The organism is Anaerosoma tenue, assembly GCF_023161965.1.
GTDB lineage: Bacteria > Actinomycetota > Coriobacteriia > Anaerosomatales > Anaerosomataceae > Anaerosoma > Anaerosoma tenue.
In genome coordinates this window covers 308,486-330,078 of sequence record NZ_JALNTY010000003.1, presented here as the reverse complement: position 1 = coordinate 330,078, position 21,593 = coordinate 308,486, and the positions used below count along the sequence as shown (strand labels likewise).

The following is a 21,593-nucleotide window of genomic DNA, read 5'->3' as shown; positions in this document are numbered from 1 at the left end:
GTTTGCTATCGTTGACCGATGAGCATCGTGTCACGTGGCACAAGCCGAGGAGGGTCCGCATGACCGAGAACAACCGCGCCAGCCAGATGAAGCGTGGTCTGTCGTTCACCTTCACGCTTCTCACGTGGATCACGATCGGGCCTGCGGTGCTCGTCGGGCTCACGGCGACGGGGCTGTTCGCCCTCTACACGCTGGACCTGCCGTTCGAGACACTCCGAACGATCGCCGTCTTCGGCGCCATCGCGATGGCGATCTGCGCGGTACCGGGCTCGCTCGCATGGCGTGCGGCGTTCAAGAAGCGGGTGTTGGAGCCGCTCCGGGACCTCGGCTCGGTCATGGTCGAGGCGGGTGGAGGCGACCTCACCGTTCGCGCGGATGCTCCGCACGATGATGAGATCGGCTTGCTGGTCACGGAGTGCAACGGGCTGATCGCCTCGCTGGCCGATATCGCCAGCCAGGTACGGATCTCGGCCGAGTCGGTCACCAATGCGGCCACGCAGCTGTCCGCGTCTTCCGAGGAGATCAACGCTTCGTCGATGGAGATCTCGTCGTCGGTGCAGCAGATCGCGCACGGCGCAGAACTCCAGTCGAGGAAGGTCGAGGAGACCACCGCTGCGATGGAGTCGATCTCCACAAGCGTCACCGATATCGCGGACCGCGCCATGGACGCCAGCCGCACGAGCGACGCAGCGGCTCAGGTAGCCCTTGCCGGCGAGCAGTCCAACGAAGAGGCCATCGCGAAGATCAACGAGGTCCTTGAGGCGATCCTGGTGCTCGCCGATTCCGTGGAGAAGCTCGGCAAGCGCTCGAGTGAGATCGGGCAGATCGTCGATGTGATCACCACGATCGCCGACCAGACGAACCTCCTTTCGCTCAACGCCGCGATAGAGGCGGCGCGCGCAGGCGAGTCGGGCCGGGGCTTCTCGGTGGTGGCCGAAGAGGTGCGCAAGCTCGCGGAGGGCTCCGGCAAGGCCGCCGAGCAGATCGGCGAGCTCATCAAGGAGGTCCAGGCGGAGACCGCGAACGCCATCAAGTACATGGAGATCGGCACCAACGAGGTGCGTCTTGGCGCCGAGGTGGTCTCGCGTAGCGGCGATGCGCTCCGGCAGATCACCGAGGCGGTCACCAGGACCGCGCAGCTCGCCCAGCATATCGCCGACACCACCGCGGAGCAGGCGAAGCGTACCGGTGATGTCGACAGGGCGATGCATGACATAGCGGCGGTGGTGGAGGAGAACGCGGCGAGCGCCCAGGAGACTGCCGCGGCAGCCGAACAGCAGACGGCGTGCATGGAGGAGATATCCTCCTCGGCCCAGGATCTGGCCGACATGGCCCATCGTCTCGAGGAGTCTACCCTGCAGTTCCGTTTGGGAGAGGCGGACGCGTGATCGAGCCCGTTGCGAGCGAAGTCCGGCAGTACGTCCTTTTCAGCCTGTGCGAGGAGGAGTACGGGCTGCCGATCTCCGCTGTGCGCAGTGTGATCAGGTACGAAGACCCCACTCCCGTCCCCAGGGCTCCTGAGGGCGTGGAGGGCGTGTTCAACCTGCGCGGACAGATCCTCCCGCTCGTCGATCTCGGGCGGCAGTTGCGGGGGCGTCCCCTCGAGCCGACGACGCACTCGCGCATCATCGTCGCCGATGGTGGCGTGGGCGGCGTGGGCCTTGCGGTCGACCGGGTCCATGAGGTGGCGCGGATCCCCGTCGATGACGTCAAGCCCGCGCCCGCAGCCGCTGTCACCAGTGTGATGAGCGACGCGTTCGAGGGTGTCGCCACGTACAACGACCGGCTGATCATCCTGCTCGATGCGGAGAAGGCGCTACCCAGGCCGGTGCTCCCGTCTGCCGGCACAGTCCAGGAAGGTGGCCTCGATGCCTAGGTCCGTGCTCGTCGTCGACGACGCTGCGTTCATGCGCATGATGATCCGGGACATCCTGTCCCGGGAAGGCTACGTCATCTATGAGGCGGTCAACGGCCGTGATGCAGTGGAGAAGTACCACGAGGTGCACCCCGACCTCGTCACCATGGACATCACGATGCCGGGTATGAGCGGACTCGAAGCCCTGCAGACGATCCGCGACCAGGATCCCGCTGCGCGGGTGCTCATGGTGAGCGCCATGGGTCAACAGAAGATGATCGTCGAGGCGCTCGAGTACGGCGCGATGGACTTTCTGGTGAAGCCGTTCCAGCCCACGAAGGTGCTTGAAACGGTCAAGAAGTGCCTGCAAGCAGCACCACGCGGCTGAATGGGGAGCCATGCGCTCCACGGTCAAGGTCCTTGTGGTCGATGATTCGGCGCTCACACGTCAACTTCTGACAAGGGCGCTGTCGCTCGACCCTGCCATCGAGGTCGTTGGAACCGCGCGCACGGGTGTCGAGGCGATCGAGAAGACGCACTCCCTCGCGCCTGACGTCGTGACGCTCGATATCGAGATGCCCGAGCTCACCGGTCTTGAGGCGTTGCCCCACATCATCCGGACCAGCCCCGCGCGCGTGCTCATGCTCAGCTCGATAGACGACCCCGACACCACCTACACTGCGCTTGAGCGTGGGGCTACAGACTTCATCGTCAAGCCTGCGAGCGGATTCGCCACCTCGCTCACCGAGCTGAGCGAGGTGCTGATCAAGAAGATCAAGACGGCGTATCGCGTGCGTCCTGAGCGACGGCTGTTCGCACGTCACGACGAGTTGCGGCGGGTCGCGGGCATTCCGGGGCCGTCCGGGGGAGGTCCCCCGGACCACATCGTGGCGATAGCCGCTTCCACGGGAGGCCCGCCCGCGTTGGAGGCGGTCATCCTGGGCCTGGATACCGGTCTTGGCGCGTCGTACATGATCGTGCAGCACCTGCCGAAAGGGTTCACGGGCTCTCTCGCCCGCCGTCTGGGCAGACTGGCGCCGATCCCGGTGGTCGAGGCGGAGGACGGCATGCCGGTCGAGCGTGACACGGCGTACATCGCACCGCACGGCAGCCACATGACGGTGGCCGGGAGGCGGACGATGCGTATGTCGCTTCAGGATGCGCCGCCGCTCCACGGCGTGAGGCCTGCGGCCGATCCGCTGTTCATGAGTGTGGCCGAGCACGTCGGCAAGGACTCCGTGGGGGTGGTCCTCACCGGGATGGGCTCCGACGGCGCTGCAGGGCTGCGTTCGATCATGGAGGCCGGAGGTACGACGATCGTTCAAGACGAGGACAGCAGTGTGGTCTGGGGCATGCCCGGGGCCGCGGTGCGCATGGGTGTGGCATCCCGCGTGGTGCCGATCGACGATGTGGCGAGCGAGATCCGCCGCGCAGTGAGGGGGTGACCGGGTTGTGAGCGATGACATGTCCGCATATGTGGAGGTGTTCCTGAGCGAAAGCGCCGAGTACCTGCAGGCGATCACCGACGGCCTCCTTGCGCTCGAAGCCGATCCCGTGGACCTGGAGCCGGTGGAGACCGTCTTCCGGGGCGCCCACTCGCTCAAAGGGATGTCCGCCGCGATGGGTTACACACGCACGCAGGAACTGACGCACAAGATGGAGTCGCTCATGTCGACCGTGCGGTCACGGGAGCAGATGGCGGACCATGAGCTGATAGACCTTATGCTTCAGGCGACCGACCGCGTGCGTGAGGTCATCGCCGATGAGTCCTCGGGGGGCAGCACCGTCGCGATCGATGACATCGTGGCCCGGCTTGTATCGCGGACCGGCCAGGGGCCCGGTGCGGGGACGCCCGAGCGGCCCAAGGAAGGCCCTGCAGCGGCGCCGCGCGCGACCGGCGAAGGATCCCTCTTCAGCGTGCAGGTCCATATCGAGAAGAGCTGTGTACTCAAGGGCGTGCGCGCGTACATGGTCATCAAGCGGCTCAACCATCTCGGGACCGTGGTCGAGACCCATCCCGGAGCGAGGGAGATCGAGGACGAGCAGTTCGAGGACTCGTTCGAGGCGATCGTGCGGAGCAAGGCAACACCCGAGACCATCCGTGAGGCTGTCCTTGCCGTCACAGAGGTCGAGGGGGTCGAGGTCGAGGCAGCGCCGGAGCCTGACACCGCCGACTCACCCGGTCCGGGTGCGGTGGCGCGCCCGGAGGCGACCCGTACGAACGTGCCCAAGGTCGCGGAGACGCAGACGGTGAGGGTGTCTATCGGGCACCTGGATACCATCGTAGACCTCGTGGGCGAGCTCGTCATCGTCCGCTCCCGGTTGGAGGATGTCGCCGGACGGTTGCAGAGCAGTGAACTCTTCGAGTCCCTCGATGTCCTGAGGCGCATCAGCGCCGACCTGCAGCAGGAGGTCATGCAGACCCGGATGGTGCCGGTGGGCAACATCTTCAACCGCTTTCCCCGCATGGTCCGTGACCTGGCGCGTGATCTCGGCAAGGACGTCGTGCTCGAGATGGAGGGGCAGGACATCGAGCTCGACCGCACGGTGCTCGACGAGATCGGCGACCCGATCGTCCACCTCCTGCGCAACGCTGTGGACCACGGGATCGAGTCGCCCGAGGAGCGCGTGGCGGCCGGCAAGCCGGCGCGCGGGACGGTGCGTCTGGTGGCCGAGCGAGTGAGGGAGCAGGTGTTGATCACCGTCGAGGACGACGGGCGCGGCATGGATGTCGACCGGATATGGGAGAAGGCCGTCGAGCGCGGAATCGCCGACCGGGACGATCGTGACTCGTACTCCCACGAGGACATCCTGATGTTCGTCTGCATACCCGCGTTCACCACCGTGGACAAGGCGACCCGCGTATCGGGCCGGGGGGTGGGCATGGATGTGGTCAAGGGGAAGATCGAGTATCTCGGGGGCGGCATCGCGGTGTCCTCGACCCCCGGACAGGGCATGAGCATCGCGCTCCAGCTGCCGCTCACGCTCGCGATCATACAGGCGTTGCTCGTGAGCAGTGCCGACCAGGTGTACGCGCTGCCACTCAGTGCGGTCGACGAGGTTCTCTCGCCCGATGAGGTGCAGGCCAAGACCGTGGACGGCGCACCGGTGGTCGTGCTTCGCGACGGCACGGCGGTGCCTCTGAGCCGGCTCGACAAGCTCTTCTCGCACAGTCGTGCCGCGGACGACGACGGCGCCGACCACCACCTTGTGCTCGTGCGCTCGGGCCAGTCCATCCACGCGCTCGCCGTTCCCCTGCTCGTGGGGAGACGTGAGGTCGTGATCAAGCCGCTGTCGGCGCTGTTCCGCGGCCTCCACGGCCTCGGCGGCGCGACCGTTCTCGGGGATGGCCGGGTGGCTCTCATCCTTGACCCGCGGACGCTCTTCTCACAGGAGGTCTAGCATGGACCCACGCGATCTCACCGACATGCAGTTGGACGCACTGGGAGAGGTCGGGAGCATCGGCGCCGGCCACGCGGCAACGGCTCTCTCCCAGCTGCTCGGCACTCCGGTCGATATCGACGTGCCTGATGTCAGGCTCCTCCCTGTCACCGAGGTGCCTGCCGTGCTCGGCGGGCCCGAGAACCTGGTGGGAGCGGTATACAGCCGCCTTCTCGGCGATCTCGGTGGAGGACTGCTGTTCGTGCTGGATCGTGAAGGACTTCTCCAGCTCTCGGACCTGCTGCGGTCACGGGAACCAGGCACGTCCAAGTCGCTCGGCTCGGCCGAGGAGGCCACGGTCACCCATGCGGCCGCGATGCTCATATCCGCATACCTTGCGGCGGTCGCGAGACTCACGGAGCTCTCCGCGCTTCCCGGCCCGGAGCAGTTCGCGTTCGACATGCTGGGCGCAATCCTGGAGGGTGTCTCCATGCAGATCGGCCTCAAGGTCGACAACGCCATCCTCATACTGACGCGGTTCTCCACTGCAGGAGCAAGCGTCGACGCGGCGCTATTCTTCCTTCCCGACCCGGACAGCCTGGATGTCATGCTCGGCCGGCTCGGGATCATCTGATCGCCGTGACGATGTCCAACACGACAGGAGGCTTCTGGGCCGATCCAGATGAGAACACGGTGGTGGTGGCCACCGGCGAGCTCGCGGTGGCCGTCCATCCGCAGGTCCTTGTGACGCCCGCGCTGGGGTCGTGCGTCGGGGTCACGCTGTGGGACGCGTTCACCCGACGCGGCGGGATGGCACACATCATGCTGCCATCTCCTTCGGACACACGGCTCGGTGGGCTCGCGGACCGGTTCGCCACCGTGGCCGTACCGCGTCTTGCCGAGGCGGTGACGGGGGGCCTTCCACGGCGCAGGCTCGTTGCGAAGCTTGCTGGCGGTTCGACGATGTTCGGCGGTGAGGCGAACATCACCGGCATCGGGATGCGTAACGTGGATGCGGTGAAGCAGCAGTTGAGCCTGTTGCGGATTCCCGTTGTTGCCGAAGATATCGGTGGGAACTATGCGCGTACTATGGAGTTGTACCTGGATACCGGGCTGGTAGTGGTCCGCAGCTACCGGTACGGTATCAAGGAGTTGTGACAGCACGTCCAGGGTGTTGACCGGAAGGCTTGTGATGGAGGAGCGGGCAGGGGCTGCTGCGGCATCGGCGGTCCGGGAAGGCCATATCAGCATCGCGATCGCGGGAGGCGGCCTCCGCGCGACCTCGGTCCTGCGCCTGCTCAACGACATCGAGAATCTCGATGTCGTGGCAGTATTCGACATCGGCCGCACCGCTCCCGCGATGCGGCTCGCCGAAGACCTCGGGATCTTCACGACGACGCAGGTATCCGAACTCTCGCAGATCTCCGGTCTCGATCTGGTCCTGGATCTCTCCGAAGACGAGGCGTTGTACCGGTCGCTTGACGCCGAACGGCCCGCCGATGTCGTCGTCGTCACCGGCAGCGGGTCGGAACTCGTCTGGGACCTGCTGATCGCCAAGAAGCGCAGCGAGGAGCAGGAGAAGATATTCGTCGAACTGCAGGTGGCCTACGACAAGATCCGTAGTCATGAGCGCCGCCTGCAGGCCAGCAAAGAGGCGCTCGAGCGTGCCAACGAAGAGCTCGAAAGCCGCCTCGCGGAGATCTTCTTCACGCACGAGTTCTTCAAGGCGTTGACGACGTTCAGTTCCGTGGAGGACGTGACCAGCCTGATCGTGGACGGCGCGAACGGCATCCTCGGAGCGGAGATATCGGCTGTCTATCTGTTCGACCAGCGCGATTGGACGCTTCGCCTGCGCGCGAGCCAGGGTCGCCCCGAGGACTACTTCGTCCCGGCGGTCCCTGTGGCCGAGACCATCCTCGGCGTGGCGTTCCGGGAGGGCTTCGTCCAGCAGAGCGATGTGCAGGTTGGGACCGACCTCAATGCCTGGAGCACCCGGCCCGAGGAGATCCGGTCACATGCGGCGATGCCGCTACGCTCGGGCGACTCCGTGATCGGCGTGCTCATGATCGCCTCGGCCACGTTCCGGGATCTCACGCAGGCCGAGCGCGACAGGCTCCAGGTGATCGCCAACCAGTCATCGCTGGCCCTCCAGAACGCTCTGCTCCACGAGGAGCTGGAGCGGCTTTCGGTGACAGACCGGCTGACCGAGCTGTACAACCACGGCTATCTCCACCAGCGGCTCGACGAGGAGATAGAGCGCGCGATGCGGTTCGGCCACAGGCTGTCGGTGATCATGCTCGACATCGACGACTTCAAGCAGTTCAACGATCGGTTCGGGCATCCGAAGGGCGATATGGTCCTGAAGGCGGTGAGCTCGGTCATCAGGCAGAACCTCCGCGAGATCGATGTCGCGGCCCGCTACGGCGGCGAGGAGTTCGTCGTCGTGCTGCCCGAGACCGACGTGGCGGGCGCTCTCGCAGTGGCCGAGAGGATCCGCACCAGCATGGAAGAGTACCCGCACATCGCGGACGAGCAGGGCGAACGGGTCACACAGACGATCTCGCTCGGGGTGGCCACCTATCCGCTGCACGCCTCCGACGGGGCGTCGCTCATCGAAGCCGCGGATCAGGCCATGTATCGGGCGAAGCGTGCGGGCAAGAACCGGGTGGTCGTTGCGGCCTAGGGGCGCTGTCGACGCAGGTGTCGCGCGTGGCTGCATGACCAGGAGAGGTGGACGGCGTGAGCCTGGCACGGGCGCTCGCGAATCTTGAGCTTGACGCTACCAACGAGCGTGTCCTTCGTGATGTGCTCGTGTTGTTCGCGCACCATCCGGGCGAGCCGCTGACCGAGCACGACATCGTGATGCGCACGGGGCATCAGCGGGAGGAACTCTACGAGATGCTCTCGGCTCTCGTACGTGCGTTCGTGCTAGACTTCGACAGCGCATCGGGCGTGTATACCTTCAGTGGGGATGTCGTGGTGGGTTTCGAGATCGATACGTTCAAGCGGCGTGTCGACAGCCACCAAGGCCACGTATCCTCGAACGTCGCGCGGTTCAGGGAGCGTCACGGCTTCTGACCGCGCACTGACATGATCGCCGATCGGAGTCGATGGTGCTGAAGCCGATCTCACAAGGTGACCGGGGCGCCGCAGTCGAGGATGTGCAGAAGCGGTTGCTGATGCTCGGCTTCGATCTCGGCCCTACCGGCATAGACGGCGTCTTCCTGGGCGCGACGCTGACGGCCGTGAGGCGGTTCCAGCGAGAGCACGAGCTGTCCGAGGACGGTGTCGTCGGTGACGAGACGTGGTCCGCGCTCGTGGACGCCACATTCCGGCTCGGGGACCGGCTGCTGTACCTCAGGATCCCGTACTTCCACGGCGCCGACGTGTCTGTGCTGCAGGGCGCCCTCAACGTGCTCGGTTTCGCCTGCGGGCCTCCCGACGGCATCTTCGGCGCGTACACGGAGCGCGCGGTGGGCGAGTTCCAGTCGAACGTGGGCCTTCCGCGCGACGGCATCGCCGGTCCGGAGACCGTCCGTGCGATCGAGCAGCTCCATCATGTATGGCAGGGCAAGGATCCCGGAGCGCCTGCTGCGCTGCCCGTTGCGGCTGCGCGTGCTGCCGAGGCGCTCGGCAGGGCCCGTCTCGTCCTCGTATGGGAGGGACAGGGGGCCCGCGCCATCGCCGAGCGGGTGGCCAACCTGGCGTTGGCCGCGGAGCCTACGGCGCAGGTGGAGGTGCTCGAGACGGCAGAGCGTGTGTCCGCAGCCGCTGGTTCATTGACCGTCAGATTGTGCACAGGGCCGGAGGTGTCGCCGGCGGAGGGGATGCCCGTCGTCAGCGTGCACGCCGGAGCGGGCGCGGAAGGCAGGTTCGTCGCCGCGTTCGGTGCGCTTGGAGAGCGTCGGGAGGTCTGCGTGTCGCTTCCGGACGGTGCTCACAGCGACGAGCGGTCGGCACAATCGGTCGCGGTCCGCATCCTCGACGGCCTCTGTGCCGTGCTGTCTGCGAGGTCCGGGTCTGTGGTACGATGATTCGTCCATTCGGCGGTTCCGATCGATGGACGAGGAGGTCGAGAGTCCTGGGCGGTCCACTTCAGCGGGTTATCGGCCCGCTTCTGATCATGGCGATGCTGCTTGGTCTCGCCGCGCCCGCGTCGGCCACTCCTCTTGACGATAAGCGTGCAGAAGCAGCGCGCATCAAGGCACAGGTGGACGAGCTCGACGTGGAGCTCGAGATAGCCGCCGAGGAGTACAACGAGGCGCGCGGGCAGTACGAAGCGGTGACCGCGGACGTCCAGGCCAACGAGGAGCTCGCGGCTGAGCTCGAGGCCCGCCGGGCCACGCTGGAGACGCATCTCTCCACCCGTGTCGTGAGCATGTATCGTCAGGGCCCTCTCGGTGCGCTCGAGGTCCTGCTCGGCGCAACGTCCTTCGACGAGTTCGCTACGATGTGGGATGTGCTGCAGACGCTCAACGGCAGAGACGCCGCGCAGATGGCGGAGCTCCGGGAGACCCGCACGGAGCTTGAGCGCGTCCACGCCGAACTCGCGGCTCAGCAGGCCGAGGCCAAGGCCCACGCCGATGTCATGGAGCGCCAGAGGGCGGAGGTCGAAGGCCAGCTCGAGGAGCGCGAGCGGCTCCTCGCGGGGGTCGAGGAGGAGATCGCCGAGCTCGTTCGTGAGGCGGAGGAGGCGGCCAGGCGCCGTGCCGCAGCCGCGGCGGCAGCTGCACGACCGGCCACCGACTACGGCGATCCCACCAATGCTCCACGCTCATCCGTCGTGGCCATCGCCTTGTCGAAGCTCGGGTCTCCCTACAAGTGGGCGGCGGCGGGTCCGGACATGTTCGACTGCAGCGGCTTCACCATGTGGTGCTATGCGCAGATCGGCGTCAGCCTACCGCACAGCTCACGCGCACAGATCAACGTGGGCCAGCGCGTCTCGAAAGCCAACCTCGAGCCCGGAGACCTCGTGTTCTTCGGCCGAAGCACCATCCATCATGTCGGCATCTACGTTGGCAACGGCAACTACGTACACGCACCCAGCACGGGGGATGTCGTCAAGGTGTCGAGCCTGGGCGCGCGCAGCGATTACGTGGGGGCATGCAGGCCCTGACATCGGCGGGGCTTGTCTAGTGCATTGATGGGGGAGCAGATGCCGGGGGGTCGTCTGTGGGCGCCGTTGCGCTCATCTGACTATCGTCGTCTCTGGGCGGCACAGCTGATCTCGGTGGTCGGCGACAAGGTCGACCAGATCGCTCTTGGCGTGCTCGTATACGAGATCACCGGGTCCGAACTCCAGATGGGCATCATGCTGGCGATCTCGATGCTCCCGGCGGCGCTCTTCGGCATCGTGGCCGGCGCATATGTGGACAGGTGGGACCGCCGGCGCACGATGATCGTGGCGGACATCGCACGGGCGGCGCTCGTGCTCGCAGTCCCGTTCGTTGCCGAGTACAGCCTGATGGCCGTGTACGGGGTCGCGTTCCTCGTGGCGGCGGTCTCGCTCTTCTTCGAGCCCGCGAAGCTCTCGCTCATCCCGGATCTCGTGGCGCCCGACGACCTGATGGCGGCCAACTCCCTGGATAGCGTGACCGTCTCGGTGGCCGAGCTCACCGGTCTTGTCTTCGCAGGTGGTCTGGTCGCCCTGATGGGTACGCGGTCCGCCTTCTTCCTCGACTCGGGGACCTATCTGCTCTCCGCGGTGTTCGTGTCCCTCATCGCGCACCGGTCGCCGTCTGCGGCAGGTGCGGCGGGTGGCGTCTCGCTGGCGCCGATCGTGAGGGAGACCTCGGCGGGGCTGCAGTACGTGTGGAGTCACCCCATTCTGCGTGACCTTCTCGCTGTGTACTCGGTGGCGATGATGGGTGTCGCCGCGTCTACGGTGTTCATCTACACGATCGCGCTCGACCGCTACGCGGCTGGAGCGCCCGGTTTGGCGGTGCTTGACGGCGCGATCACCGTCGGCCTGCTTGTGGGAAGCGTGGCGGTCGGCCGCGGTGATCCGTCCGGCCCCGTGCGCACGCTATTGCGCGGCCTGTTCGCCTTCGGGCTGCTGGTGTCGCTGTTGGCTTTCGCGCCCTCGGTGCAGTGGGCGGCCGTCGTGTTCTTCGCAGCGGGTATCGCGAACATGTACTTCTATGTTCCGCTTGCGACGGTCCTGCAGCAGGGCACCCTTCCGATCATGCGAGGGCGCGTGTTCGCGGCCAAACAGACGCTCAGCCGCGTGCTCTCGGTCATCGGGTTCATCGGGGCGGGGGCACTTGCCGAAGGCGTGGGGCTCACACCCTCCATCCTCGCCGCGGCGGCCCTGATCGTCATCATGGCGCTGTTCGGGTGGTCCCGACCCCACCTGCGTGCGGCATGAGTCACTGACGTGCGTGGCCGAGAGGAGTAGACTGCAGCAGTAGCCGCCCGGTGCGCGCCGGACGGCCGAATCGTCGTCGAGTGAAAGCGGGCGCACATGGCGGAGATCGACGGCCTGCTGAAGATCATGGCGGAGCGGGGCAGTTCCGACCTGCACATCAAGGTCGGTTCGCCGCCTGCTGTGAGATTGAACGGCAAGCTGGTAGTGATGACCGAGTATCCCTCGCTGTCGCCTGACGCCACCCGCCAACTCGCTGTCGGCATGATGGACGACCGGCAGGAGCAGTCGTTCGAGAACCACCGCGAGCTCGACTTCGCGTACTCCGTGCCCGGTGTCGGGCGCTTCAGGGTCAACGTCTTCCATCAGCGGGGCAGCGTCGGCATGACGCTGCGACGGGTCACCACCGAGCGCACGGGTATCGAGCAGCTCGGACTCCCGCCGGTCGTTCGACGATTGGCCGAGGAGCCGCGTGGCCTGGTCCTCGTCACCGGTACGGCAGGCTCTGGCAAGACCACCACGCTCGCCGCGATGATCGATCACATCAATCACACCCGGGAAGGGCATATCGTCACGATCGAGGATCCGATCGAGGTGCTCCACCAGGATGTGAAGTGCATCATCAACCAGCGCGAGGTCGGCATCGACACGGAGAGCTACGCCGACGCGTTGCGGCATGTCGTCCGTCAGGATCCCGACGTCGTGCTCATCGGCGAGATGCGTGACCACGAGACCGTGTCCGCCGCGCTCACTGCGGCCGAGATCGGCAACCTCGTCCTCTCGACGCTGCACACCATCGACGCGACCGAGACGATCAACCGCATCATCGACTTCTTCCCTCCGTACCAGCAGAAACAGATCCGTCTCATGCTGGCGTCCACGCTCAAGGGCATCATCTCCATGCGGTTGATCCCCGCCATCAACGGCGGGCTGGTGCCGGCGGTCGAGGTCATGGTCATGACCGGCACGATCCGCGAGTACGTCATGGACTCCGAGAAGACCTACATGATCCGGGATGCGATGGAAGAGGGCGAGTACTACGGCATGCAGACGTTCGACCAGAGCCTGTTGCGGCTGTACTCGCAAGGCCGCATCACCCTGGAGGACGCCGTCGCCATGGCGCAGAACGCGCACGATTTCCGGATCAAGGTCCGGCAGCTGGGTGTCACTGCCGAGCAGGCGGCGCAGACCGGCGTGTACTGAGGGGGCCGCGGGCGCTCGCGCGCGCGGTCAGCGGTCGCGGCGCGCACGTCGTGCCAGTAGCAGTCCCATTGCGGCCCCGGCACAGGCGCCCGCCGTGTCCACGAGCCAGTCGGCCGGGTCCGGGACCCTGCCTGGCACGAGCGCCTGATGGAGCTCGTCGGTCACGCCATACGCGGAGGCGAGCACGACCGCGAGCAGCACGACCCGTGCTGTGGGCATACCGTCCGGGAGGGCCAGGGTATAGAGGGCGCCAAGCACGGCATAGAGGAAGAAGTGTCCGTACGAACCATAGTCACCGGCCGGGACCGCGTCTCCGGGCATCGATGACAGCGCGAAGATCACCGCCATCCAGGCGATCGCCGCATATCGTGCGTAACGTTCCATCGTGTCCGGGGTGGTCACGGCGGTTCCTCTCCATTGACGGGCCTCATGGGGTTCTGCCAGCGTAAGACATCCTACCGTCAGTCAGCCTAACGGAAGGCGCCCCATGCGTCGTGGAACGGCCCTTGCGCTGGTCGTCGCATCCGCAGCGTGCTTTGGCACGCTGGCGGTGCTCGGCGCGCTCGCCTACCGCTACGGCGCACGACCGCTTCCGCTCCTCGCATGGCGCTTCGCCATCGCGACCGTGGTGATGGGCGGCTACGTCGCGATCAGACGACCCGGCGCCCTGGTGGCGGCCCGTGCCGACCTCGGCCGGTTCGTCCTGCTCTCGGTCGCAGGGTACGGCGCGGCCTCGATGTGCTTCTTCTTCGCGTTGGGTCATGCTTCTGCGGCGGTCGTCACGGTGCTGCTCTACACGTACCCCGCCCTGGTCGCGCTCTACGAGACGTTGGCGGGTAGGAGCAAGCTGTCGTGGACGACGGTGGCGGGGGTGATCATGACGTTCGCCGGCTGCGCTCTGGTCGTGGGACTTCTCGACGCTGAGATCCACGTCGATGCGGTCGGGACGATCCTTGGCCTTGGAGCCGGCGTGGGATACGCGTCGTTCACCGTGATGTCGGGTCGACTCGTCGGCGGCCACTCGCGCCTGGTGGTGATGACGTTCCTGTTCGGAGTCTCTGCGGTGGTGATCGGCTGCGTGTCGCTCCTGGCAGGCGAGAGCCTGTCCCCGGCCGCGTGGACGCCAGCCCTCTGGGCAGTGCTGGCCTTGTTGGTCGTGATCCCCACCATCGTCGCAGTCGCTCTTTACATGGGAGGTATCAGGCGCCTCGGTGCGTCGCGAGCCGCTATCGCGTCCACCACGGAGCCGCTCTTCACGATCGCGCTCGCGTGGATGCTCCTCGGTGACAGGTTGACGTTCGTGCAGGCCATCGGGGCGCTGCTGGTGGTCGCGGGCGTGATGCTAGCCGAGAGGTTCGGCACCGGTGCTTCCGAGACGGTGCTGCCGGCCTAGTTCAGGCGGAGGCGACGAGGGCGAGTGCCGCCCGCCCCGCGACGCCGAGCATGAGGATCGCCGCCTGACCGCCGAACGCCCACCCTGCGGCCCGCCGCGTCGTCGCTTTCGATGCCCCTGCGGCTACAAGACCCCGCGCGGTGAGGATCCCTGAAGCCGCCAGGGCTCCGAGCTGGAAGACAGGGCCCAGGGCGAGCGCGTAAGGGATCAGCGCTGCCGTATATACGATGAGGAGACGCCCGCGCTCCAGTTCCGCGTGCGGCACGAGGAGCGCGAGGATGGTGAGGCGCGCCGCCGCCCACAACGATTCCACCGCAACGGCGAGGAGCACTCCGGCGAGCGGGTCGCCCCCGGCGGAGGCGAGGCCTGAAGCGATGGCAAGTCCTCCTACGAAGGCCCGGAGGCCGAACGCGGCGGCCGTCGATCGCGCTTCAGCAGGACCAGCATCCCAGGCGTGTACGGTGTCGAAGTGATAGGCACGGATGTGCCGCCACTGCGCCGACCATCCGGAAACGCCCCTCAGGACGGCACGCGCACCGTGCACGCACCGGCGCCACAACCGGGTGAGGAGCAGCCGCCACGTGAGAAAGAGAGCGAGCGCCGCGGCGCCGAGAGGGCCGTGATGTCGCGTCCGGGTGGTCGCCTGGGTGCTGTCGGCTTGCATGAGGGCGTGTCCGATCGATGCGCTGCGTCTGCCGGTACAGTCTACCCGACGGGCCCCGCCGGCCGTGCCCGAGAGCGATCCACGCCAGGTGTGATGGTGGGTGGAAAGGCGAAGGGCCGGGAGATCCCGGCCCTTCGGTGGTTCCGCGCGGCTGCGGTCAGTTGCTCGTGTCGAGCCTGGTCTGCACCGCACGAAGGATGGCGGGATACGAGACGGCACCGTCGTACATCGGCGTACCGTCGACCACCGTGACGGGATACACGAGACCCTGGTCCTGTATCAACGAGACCATGGTCTGGTGCGCGGCTGCTATCTCAGGGCGGCTGGTGTCGTAGTACAGCACACGAGCCTTGTCACCGAACCGGTGCTCGATCTCGGCGCGGACGATCGCGGTGATCTCCTCCGGAGACCATGATGGACCTCAACCACCGCTCCAGCAGGTGGTCTCTACAGGGAAGTCGTACACTTCCACGCTGACTGTCGTCTCGGGCATCGAGCATCCTCCTATGCAGTGCGGACGGCTCCACCGGGGCAGTAGCGCGCACAGATGGCGCAGCCGGTGCAGCGTTCTTCATCGACCGTGTAGCCGAGTGCTCCGGGGTACGGGCCACCCGCTACCGGGATGATCGCCCCTCGCGGGCAGGCCCTTCGTGCCGGACATCCGGGTGACCTGTCGCAGCTTGCCGCGTCTATGCTCACGTGGCGCACAGCGGCTCCTCTCGTTCCGTCAAGACATGGTCACGACGCATGGTATACCCCGCTGGGTATTCGTGCAAGTACGGCGCGCTCATGCGCGTACCGCATTCGAGGCCATGTCGGCCATGTCCGCTCGCAAACGCCGCCGTGCTGGTAGGATATGCCCAGGGGCGATGGTGTCCGGGCATCGAGATGCGAAGGCGGGGAGCATGGATCCAGAGACTGGCGCTGCAGCGCAGACGCGCTCGTTGTGGTCGTTCGTGGGGGCCGGGGCGATCGTCGGCGCCGTGTTCCCGTTCCTTGCCGCTCTCCTGGTCGAGCCCAAGAGCGCCGGTGCCGGGGTCATCTTCTGGGTGTTGTGTATCGCGGCGGGCGTGGGGGTGGGGGCCGCCTGCCACGTCATGCTCGGGCGGGTCACTGAACGCGCTCTTCGTGGCGTGTTGGAGCAGACGGGTAAGACGCTCGGCGTCTCGGTGCGCGAGACCGATGGTGTCGACGATGTGAACCGCGAGATCGCCCGCATCCTCGACCACCTGTCGTCCCTGCTCGGCCATGTGAGGTCGGTGGGGGCCAACATCAAGGCCGTCAACGCCGAGATCATGGCCGCCACCGAGGAGCAGGCATCGGGTGCGGCCCAGCAGGCGGCCGCCGTCACTGAGACCTCGGCGACCGTCGAGGAGCTGGCGCAGACATCGAGCCAGATCGCGGATAATGCGGCCGCGGTGGTCCGGATCGCGGAGAAGACGCTCGCCAGCGCCGAAGAAGGCATGAGCGCCGTCGCCGACACCGCCATGGGCATCGAGGAGATCCGTGAGACCACCACGCAGTCGTCCGACAGGATCCTCGCACTCGGCGAGCGCAGCCAGGAGATCGGGCGGGTCCTCTCGATCATCGACGAGATCGCCGAACAGACGAAGATCCTCGCGCTGAACGCCGCTATCGAGGCCGCGCGCGCCGGTGAGGCCGGCAAGGGTTTCTCGGTCGTCGCCGAGGAGATCCGCAAGCTCGCCGACTCGGTCACCGAGTCCACGCAGGAGATAGGTCGCGTGGTGCGCGAGATCCAGGCATCCACCTCATCGCTCATCATGCAGACCGAGAAGGCGGCCAAGAAGGTCGTCGAGGGCCAGGATCTCGCCGCGAACACCGCCACTGCCCTTGAGCGCATCGTGGAGCAGGTGGAGGAGACCACCGATTCGGCCAAGCAGATCTCCGTTGCGACTCAGCAACAGCGGACGGCCTCAGACCAGGTGGTCGTGTCGATGCGCGAGGTCGCACAGGTCTCGCAGCAGGCTGCCGAGGCGTCGCGGCGCATCAATGCGGCGATCACCGAACTCGGCCGTCTCTCCGACGACATCGCGGTGCGCTGATGGGCGTCCGCGATCGTCTCAAGAAAGCCGGCCTCGAACTTCCGGCGCCGGTCGCACCCGTGGGCGCGTATGTGCCGGCGGTGCGATCAGGAGCGCTCGTCTTCACGTCGGGGCAGATCCCGATGCGCAACGGTTCCCCGATCGCAACGGGACGCGTGGGTGGTGACGTCAGCGTGGACGAAGCCCGGGAGTGTGCGGTGCAGTGCATCCTGAACGCGCTCGCGGCCGCCTCGACCGTGTGCGACCTCGATGAGGTCGAGCGGGTGGTCAAGGTCGTCGGATACGTTGCGTCCGATCCCGCCTTCACCGGGCAGCCAGGCGTCATCGATGCCGCCAGTGACACGCTTATCGCCGCGTACTCCGATGCGGGGCGGCACGCGCGCGAGGCGGTGGGTGTGGCTGCGTTGCCTCTCGGGGCGCCGGTGGAGATCTCGCTCGTGCTTGAGATGCGGCGGTAGTCGCCGTGAGCAGGAACGCGCTCCCAGCCGCCGAATAACACGGGTGGAAGACCCGCCCGAGGCGGCATATCCGTATTGTCGGGTCGGTGGGGTTCGGCTATCGTTTATCGGAGGCGGCCGAGGGGGCTGTCTCCGTGGTGCTGCGACATACCAGGTACGTGTGCGAGGAGAGGGTGCGTATGGCCAAGGAGCCGAAAGAGAAGAAGGGCAAGTGGGGGAGGTGGGTAGCCGGCTGGAAGGACCCGGTGAAGCGTCCCCGGTACTACATCTGGACCGGTGTCGTCGTTCTCGCGCTCGTGGCGGTGATCAACGCTGCGTTCGTGGTGACATCCGGTTACTGGTTCTGTGAGACCTTCTGTCACTACATCCAGCTGGACTCCGTCCGTGCGTATGACGACGGCTCCCACAACATGGTCGCGTGCACATCCTGTCACATGCCCGTTGATGCCGACCCCGTCACTCTGACCTTGCATAAGATCGACGCGGTCGTCACCGGTATGTACCAGATGGTCACCGAGACCTACGCAGTGCCGCTCAACGCGACCAGCCACCTCGCGCTTCACAAGGTGCACATGGGCGACGAGCAGTGCACCCAGTGTCACGACCTCGACAACCGCAAGATCACCCCGAGCGAGGGCATCATCATCAACCACGATGCCCACACCGACCGGGAGATCCTTTGCACCGGATGCCACAACCGTGTCGCGCATCCCGAGGACGAGGCGTACGCCGACTTCATCACCGTTAACCCCGATACCGGCGAGAAGGCCGCGAAGCATGCCGACTTCATGACGATGACGGCGTGCTTCCGTTGCCACACGCTCACGGACGAGTCGCCCTCAGGCGCCGAGTTCAAGGCTCCCGGCACGTGTTCCGCGTGTCACCCGGCCGACTTCGATCTCAAGCCCGCCAACCACGACGAGCCCGGGTTCTATCCTGGCGGTCACGCTGAGCTGGCCGCGATGGAAGTCGATCACGCGACCGGTCGTCCGGCGGAGGACATCATCCGCCCGATCCCGACCGGCGGCGACTACCTGATGCATGAAGAGGCCGACGGCGAGCATGAGGCCGAAGGCGAGCATGAGGCCGACGGCGAGCATGAGGGCGAGCACCACGATGAAGACGTGCTTGCGGTCGTGCCCGTCGAGCAGGTCGACTACTGTGCGACCTGCCACGTGAAGTCGACGTTCTGCGACGGGTGCCATGGCATGGAGATGCCGCACCCCGAGGAGTTCAAGACGAAGACCCACCCCGAACTCGTGCCGACGATGATCGACAAGTGTGAGATGTGCCACCAGCAGTCGACCACGTACTTCTGCGACAGCTGTCACCATGGCTCGAAGGTCGACTGGACGTTCGACACGGCGGTGGCCTGGCAGACCCAGCATGCGACGACCGTGGTGGAGAAGGGCGTGGACGGCTGCCTCGGCGCCTGCCACGACCAGCAGTTCTGCGTGGATTGTCACAACGAGCTGCAGCCGCTCCCCACGTCGCATACGGCGAACGATTGGCTGCATGGTGAGCTCACCGTGACCAACTACCCGGATGAGCCTGCGGTCGCGACCGCTTCGCACGCGGTGTCGGCGCTGAAGTCGATCGAGAGCTGCGAGGTCTGTCACGGAGCCGGAGGCACGTCCGCGCAGTTCTGCGTCGACTGCCATGGCACCGCCGAGATCCCGCACCCGGACACCTTCAAGACGAACCACGTGTCCGGTCGCAACACCAAGGACATGTGCGCCAACTGTCACCAGGCCGTCGAGCTTTGCTCCGACTGCCACCACAAGGGTGCCGTGAACGGTACTCCGTGGCAGCAGCAGCATCCGGTGACGGTCGCTGAGGACGGCGCCCAGCCGTGCTTCGAGAAGTGCCACGAGGACAAGGCGTTCTGTGTCGACTGCCACACCGATCTCAACGCGGTGCCGTCATCTCACACGGTCGCTGACTGGACGCGCCGTACATCGGCTGACACGGGCGCTGCCCACCAGCTCGCGTACAAGGACGCTCCCGATTCGTGCGACTACTGTCACGGTGACGGTGGCGTCGAGGCGAAGTTCTGCCAGGGCTGCCACAAGCTCGAGATGCCCCACCCGGGCGGCTTCGATGAGCAGCACAAGGCCGATTTCGACGCCGACAAGTACACCAGGGACGTCTGCGCCAACTGCCACGACCAGTTCTTCTGCGACTCGTGCCACCATACCGGTGCCGTAGCCAACGAGGCGTGGCGGACGTACCACCCGAACATCGTGAAGAAGGATGGTGCGCAGCCTTGCTTCGACTGCCACGAGCCCACCTTCTGCTCGTACTGCCACGTAAGGCTGTAGCAGCAACGATGCTCGGTCGCTCATAGGTCTGAGCGAGGGCCCGGCCGGATCTTCCGGTCGGGCCCTCGGTGTGCGCCGGCGACGATCCCTGTCGCGCCACGATTTCCTTTGCCCTTGCCGCAGCGACCATGTATCATAGCGGCTCGTCGGGATGTGGCTCAGCTTGGTAGAGCGCTGCGTTCGGGACGCAGAGGTCGTGGGTTCGAATCCCGCCATCCCGACCATCCGAAACACCACTGACAGGCCGGCGTGACCGGCCTGTCAGCGTATCCGGGGGGCATGATGCTGGACACCCTTTTCACGGCGGTCGGCTACGGACTCTGCCACCAGTTGCCGGAGCGGTCGTTCTTCGCCGGTGGCTTCCAGCTCCCTGTGTGTGCCCGCGACACCGGCATCTACCTCGGCTTCGCACTGGGCCTGCTTGCTCTCAGGCTCATCCACCGGGACGAGCGCCCCACAGAGTTACCGCGCTGGCCGGTGTTGGCGCTGATGGCGGCGTTCATCGCCGCGATGGGGTTCGACGGTGTGACCTCCTACCTGGGGCTTCGGGAGTCCACCAACGACCTGAGACTCATCACCGGCATGCTTACCGGATGGGCTCTTGCAGGCATCACGCTCCCGATGGTCAACGGTCAGCTTTGGCGGCGTGCGGGCTCCGGGCGGATGCTGTCGTCTGCTGGCCGAGTGGCATCCTGGCTGATCCTGCTGGTCGCGGCGTTCGTGCTCGCGCGATGGGTGATGCCGCTGACCGGGATCCTCTATCCCATCACCGTCACCGCGGCGATCCTCCTTACGTTCATGAGCGTGAACCTCATCTTCGTCTGTCTCGTGCCGGCTTTCGAGCGGCGTGCGGAGCGCATGCGGGACGCCTGGCCACAGCTCCTGATCGCCCTGGCGCTCACCGGCATGGAGCTGGCGGCGGCTGCATGGCTCCGCAGCTTCACCGAGCGGTTGCTCGGATAGCGGGTTCCGTGTCATAGCGGCGCGATATCCTCCGGTCGAACATAGGTTCGGAGGAGGTACATCATGGTCGTGCAGCTATCGCTTCCCGTCTTCGTCAACGATACGGACCAGTTCGACGCGCTCATCGGTCGGCTCATCGCGGAGTGGGGCGATCGTACGGAGGCGCCACGCCATACCGAGTACGCCGCGCGGGTCACACGCGGTCGGTTCGATGAGTGGGATGGCCGGCCGCTGACACGAGACGAACAGCGGCGCGTGGAGTCCTACTTCAGGGCCGTGCTGCGGCGCCGGATCCTCGGAGGGTCCGACCGGAGTGCCCGTACCGCCCGGGGGCGGCTCGTCGCACTCAGCATCGAAGAAGACCTCATCCGTTCAGGGTGGGACGCCGCGCGTGCCGCAGATGAGGCCTCACGCGCCGCCGGTCTTCCGGCCAGTGCTTGAGGCGGGCGTGGAGATGGTCCGTTTCAGCGGATCGAGTGAGCGCTCACCAGGCTCATATCATCGGCCGAGTATATCCACATCCGACGGTAGCGCAGATCCTCTGACGGGTCGCCCCAGACCTCGATCACGACCCATGCGGGTTCACCCTCGTACGTTGCCGACCACACCTCCACCGGAACGGCGTTCACGTCTGCGGGGAAATCGGTGGTGAGCGCATCCGCCAACGCCGCCGCGTCATCACCATACGTACGGAGGTCGGCGAGCGCATCCTGCCTCGCCTGCTGCGCATCGTTCGGATCGATGTCGTGGGCGTCTTCGATCTGCACCGACTCGAGCATGAGGGTGAGGTCAGAGGCTCCGAAGGAGGCGCCGTCGGGTATATAGGTGACGCGCGTCGATGACGTGCACGCGGACGCGAGCATTAGGAGGATAGAAAGGCCTATCGCGTACGTGAGATGCTTGGCAGACGTCATGTGTACCTCCTGGC

24 protein-coding genes and 1 tRNA gene are annotated in these 21,593 nt (G+C 66.2%); 20 read left to right on the top strand and 5 right to left on the bottom strand.

Translation table 11 applies throughout. The features are described from left to right. Nucleotides 1–59 precede the first annotated feature (59 nt). The 13 genes from MSB02_RS09330 (at nt 60) to MSB02_RS09270 (ending at nt 12,803) form a co-directional block, all read left to right on the top strand. Entirely contained in the window at nt 60–1,388 is a 1,329-nt protein-coding gene (locus tag MSB02_RS09330) for a methyl-accepting chemotaxis protein (RefSeq protein WP_267194962.1), read from the top strand. Then, entirely contained in the window at nt 1,385–1,876 is a 492-nt protein-coding gene (locus MSB02_RS09325) for a chemotaxis protein CheW (RefSeq protein ID WP_267194961.1), read from the top strand. The genes MSB02_RS09330 and MSB02_RS09325 overlap by 4 nt, the downstream gene beginning before the upstream one ends. Further along, nucleotides 1,869–2,243: a response regulator gene (locus MSB02_RS09320; protein WP_267194960.1), complete on the top strand. Its 375-nt coding sequence runs from the start codon at nt 1,869–1,871 to the stop codon at nt 2,241–2,243. The genes MSB02_RS09325 and MSB02_RS09320 overlap by 8 nt, the downstream gene beginning before the upstream one ends. A gap of 10 nt (nt 2,244–2,253) precedes the next feature. Then, entirely contained in the window at nt 2,254–3,300 is a 1,047-nt protein-coding gene (locus tag MSB02_RS09315; protein ID WP_267194959.1) for a protein-glutamate methylesterase/protein-glutamine glutaminase, read from the top strand. A 7-nt stretch (nt 3,301–3,307) separates the two neighbouring features. Continuing rightward, the gene (locus MSB02_RS09310; protein WP_267194958.1) at nt 3,308–5,257 is read left to right on the top strand and encodes a chemotaxis protein CheA; all 1,950 of its coding nucleotides are present in this window, start codon (nt 3,308–3,310) and stop codon (nt 5,255–5,257) included. Between the two features lies 1 nt (nt 5,258). Next, entirely contained in the window at nt 5,259–5,870 is a 612-nt protein-coding gene (locus tag MSB02_RS09305; protein ID WP_267194957.1) for a chemotaxis protein CheC, read from the top strand. A gap of 11 nt (nt 5,871–5,881) precedes the next feature. Next, on the top strand, nt 5,882–6,394 hold the full coding sequence (locus MSB02_RS09300) for a chemotaxis protein CheD (protein WP_267195011.1): 513 nt from the start codon (nt 5,882–5,884) through the stop codon (nt 6,392–6,394). A gap of 16 nt (nt 6,395–6,410) precedes the next feature. Beyond that, nucleotides 6,411–7,919, top strand: a complete 1,509-nt coding sequence (locus MSB02_RS09295) for a sensor domain-containing diguanylate cyclase (RefSeq protein WP_267194956.1) — start codon at nt 6,411–6,413, stop codon at nt 7,917–7,919. A gap of 56 nt (nt 7,920–7,975) precedes the next feature. After that, the gene (locus MSB02_RS09290) at nt 7,976–8,314 is read left to right on the top strand and encodes a hypothetical protein (protein ID WP_267194955.1); all 339 of its coding nucleotides are present in this window, start codon (nt 7,976–7,978) and stop codon (nt 8,312–8,314) included. A gap of 35 nt (nt 8,315–8,349) precedes the next feature. Beyond that, nucleotides 8,350–9,270, top strand: coding sequence for a peptidoglycan-binding domain-containing protein (locus MSB02_RS09285; protein ID WP_267194954.1), 921 nt, complete (start codon nt 8,350–8,352; stop codon nt 9,268–9,270). 89 nt (nt 9,271–9,359) lie between these two features. Beyond that, nucleotides 9,360–10,352, top strand: a complete 993-nt coding sequence (locus MSB02_RS09280; RefSeq protein WP_267194953.1) for a C40 family peptidase — start codon at nt 9,360–9,362, stop codon at nt 10,350–10,352. Between the two features lie 39 nt (nt 10,353–10,391). Further along, nucleotides 10,392–11,603 carry an MFS transporter gene (locus MSB02_RS09275; RefSeq protein WP_267194952.1) on the top strand — a complete coding sequence of 404 codons (1,212 nt, stop codon included), beginning with the start codon at nt 10,392–10,394 and terminating at the stop codon, nt 11,601–11,603. A gap of 96 nt (nt 11,604–11,699) precedes the next feature. After that, on the top strand, nt 11,700–12,803 hold the full coding sequence (locus tag MSB02_RS09270; protein WP_267194951.1) for a type IV pilus twitching motility protein PilT: 1,104 nt from the start codon (nt 11,700–11,702) through the stop codon (nt 12,801–12,803). Between the two features lie 27 nt (nt 12,804–12,830). Here the strand turns inward: MSB02_RS09270 and MSB02_RS09265 are convergent, their stop codons facing one another. Then, entirely contained in the window at nt 12,831–13,205 is a 375-nt protein-coding gene (locus MSB02_RS09265; protein WP_267194950.1) for a VanZ family protein, read from the bottom strand. An 85-nt stretch (nt 13,206–13,290) separates the two neighbouring features. Here MSB02_RS09265 and MSB02_RS09260 point away from each other — a divergent pair, with 85 nt between their 5' ends. Next, entirely contained in the window at nt 13,291–14,196 is a 906-nt protein-coding gene (locus tag MSB02_RS09260; RefSeq protein ID WP_267194949.1) for a DMT family transporter, read from the top strand. A gap of 1 nt (nt 14,197) precedes the next feature. On the opposite strand, the gene MSB02_RS09255 is transcribed toward MSB02_RS09260, so the two are convergent. The 3 genes from MSB02_RS09255 to MSB02_RS10615 all read right to left on the bottom strand — a co-directional run bounded on the left by MSB02_RS09255 (nt 14,198) and on the right by MSB02_RS10615 (nt 15,559). Further along, nucleotides 14,198–14,860 (bottom strand): hypothetical protein, encoded by a 663-nt coding sequence (locus MSB02_RS09255; protein WP_267194948.1) that lies wholly within the window; start codon nt 14,858–14,860, stop codon nt 14,198–14,200. A 157-nt stretch (nt 14,861–15,017) separates the two neighbouring features. Next, on the bottom strand, nt 15,018–15,257 hold the full coding sequence (locus MSB02_RS09250) for a DUF1462 family protein (RefSeq protein ID WP_267195010.1): 240 nt from the start codon (nt 15,255–15,257) through the stop codon (nt 15,018–15,020). A gap of 107 nt (nt 15,258–15,364) precedes the next feature. After that, nucleotides 15,365–15,559, bottom strand: coding sequence for a 4Fe-4S binding protein (locus MSB02_RS10615; protein ID WP_267195009.1), 195 nt, complete (start codon nt 15,557–15,559; stop codon nt 15,365–15,367). 206 nt (nt 15,560–15,765) lie between these two features. Between MSB02_RS10615 and MSB02_RS09240 the strand changes: the two genes are divergently transcribed. The 6 genes from MSB02_RS09240 (at nt 15,766) to MSB02_RS09215 (ending at nt 21,106) form a co-directional block, all read left to right on the top strand. Further along, on the top strand, nt 15,766–16,923 hold the full coding sequence (locus MSB02_RS09240) for a methyl-accepting chemotaxis protein (RefSeq protein WP_267194947.1): 1,158 nt from the start codon (nt 15,766–15,768) through the stop codon (nt 16,921–16,923). Beyond that, nucleotides 16,923–17,381, top strand: coding sequence for a RidA family protein (locus MSB02_RS09235; protein ID WP_267194946.1), 459 nt, complete (start codon nt 16,923–16,925; stop codon nt 17,379–17,381). The genes MSB02_RS09240 and MSB02_RS09235 overlap by 1 nt, the downstream gene beginning before the upstream one ends. A gap of 179 nt (nt 17,382–17,560) precedes the next feature. Next, nucleotides 17,561–19,702, top strand: a complete 2,142-nt coding sequence (locus tag MSB02_RS09230) for a NapC/NirT family cytochrome c (RefSeq protein ID WP_267194945.1) — start codon at nt 17,561–17,563, stop codon at nt 19,700–19,702. A 147-nt stretch (nt 19,703–19,849) separates the two neighbouring features. After that, a tRNA-Pro gene (locus MSB02_RS09225) sits at nt 19,850–19,926 on the top strand. A 58-nt stretch (nt 19,927–19,984) separates the two neighbouring features. Continuing rightward, the gene (locus MSB02_RS09220) at nt 19,985–20,665 is read left to right on the top strand and encodes a DUF2085 domain-containing protein (RefSeq protein ID WP_267194944.1); all 681 of its coding nucleotides are present in this window, start codon (nt 19,985–19,987) and stop codon (nt 20,663–20,665) included. Nucleotides 20,666–20,728: 63 nt separating this feature from the next. Next, the gene (locus MSB02_RS09215) at nt 20,729–21,106 is read left to right on the top strand and encodes a hypothetical protein (RefSeq protein WP_267194943.1); all 378 of its coding nucleotides are present in this window, start codon (nt 20,729–20,731) and stop codon (nt 21,104–21,106) included. 23 nt (nt 21,107–21,129) lie between these two features. On the opposite strand, the gene MSB02_RS09210 is transcribed toward MSB02_RS09215, so the two are convergent. Continuing rightward, entirely contained in the window at nt 21,130–21,579 is a 450-nt protein-coding gene (locus MSB02_RS09210; protein ID WP_267194942.1) for a hypothetical protein, read from the bottom strand. Between the last annotated feature and the right edge of the window lie 14 nt (nt 21,580–21,593).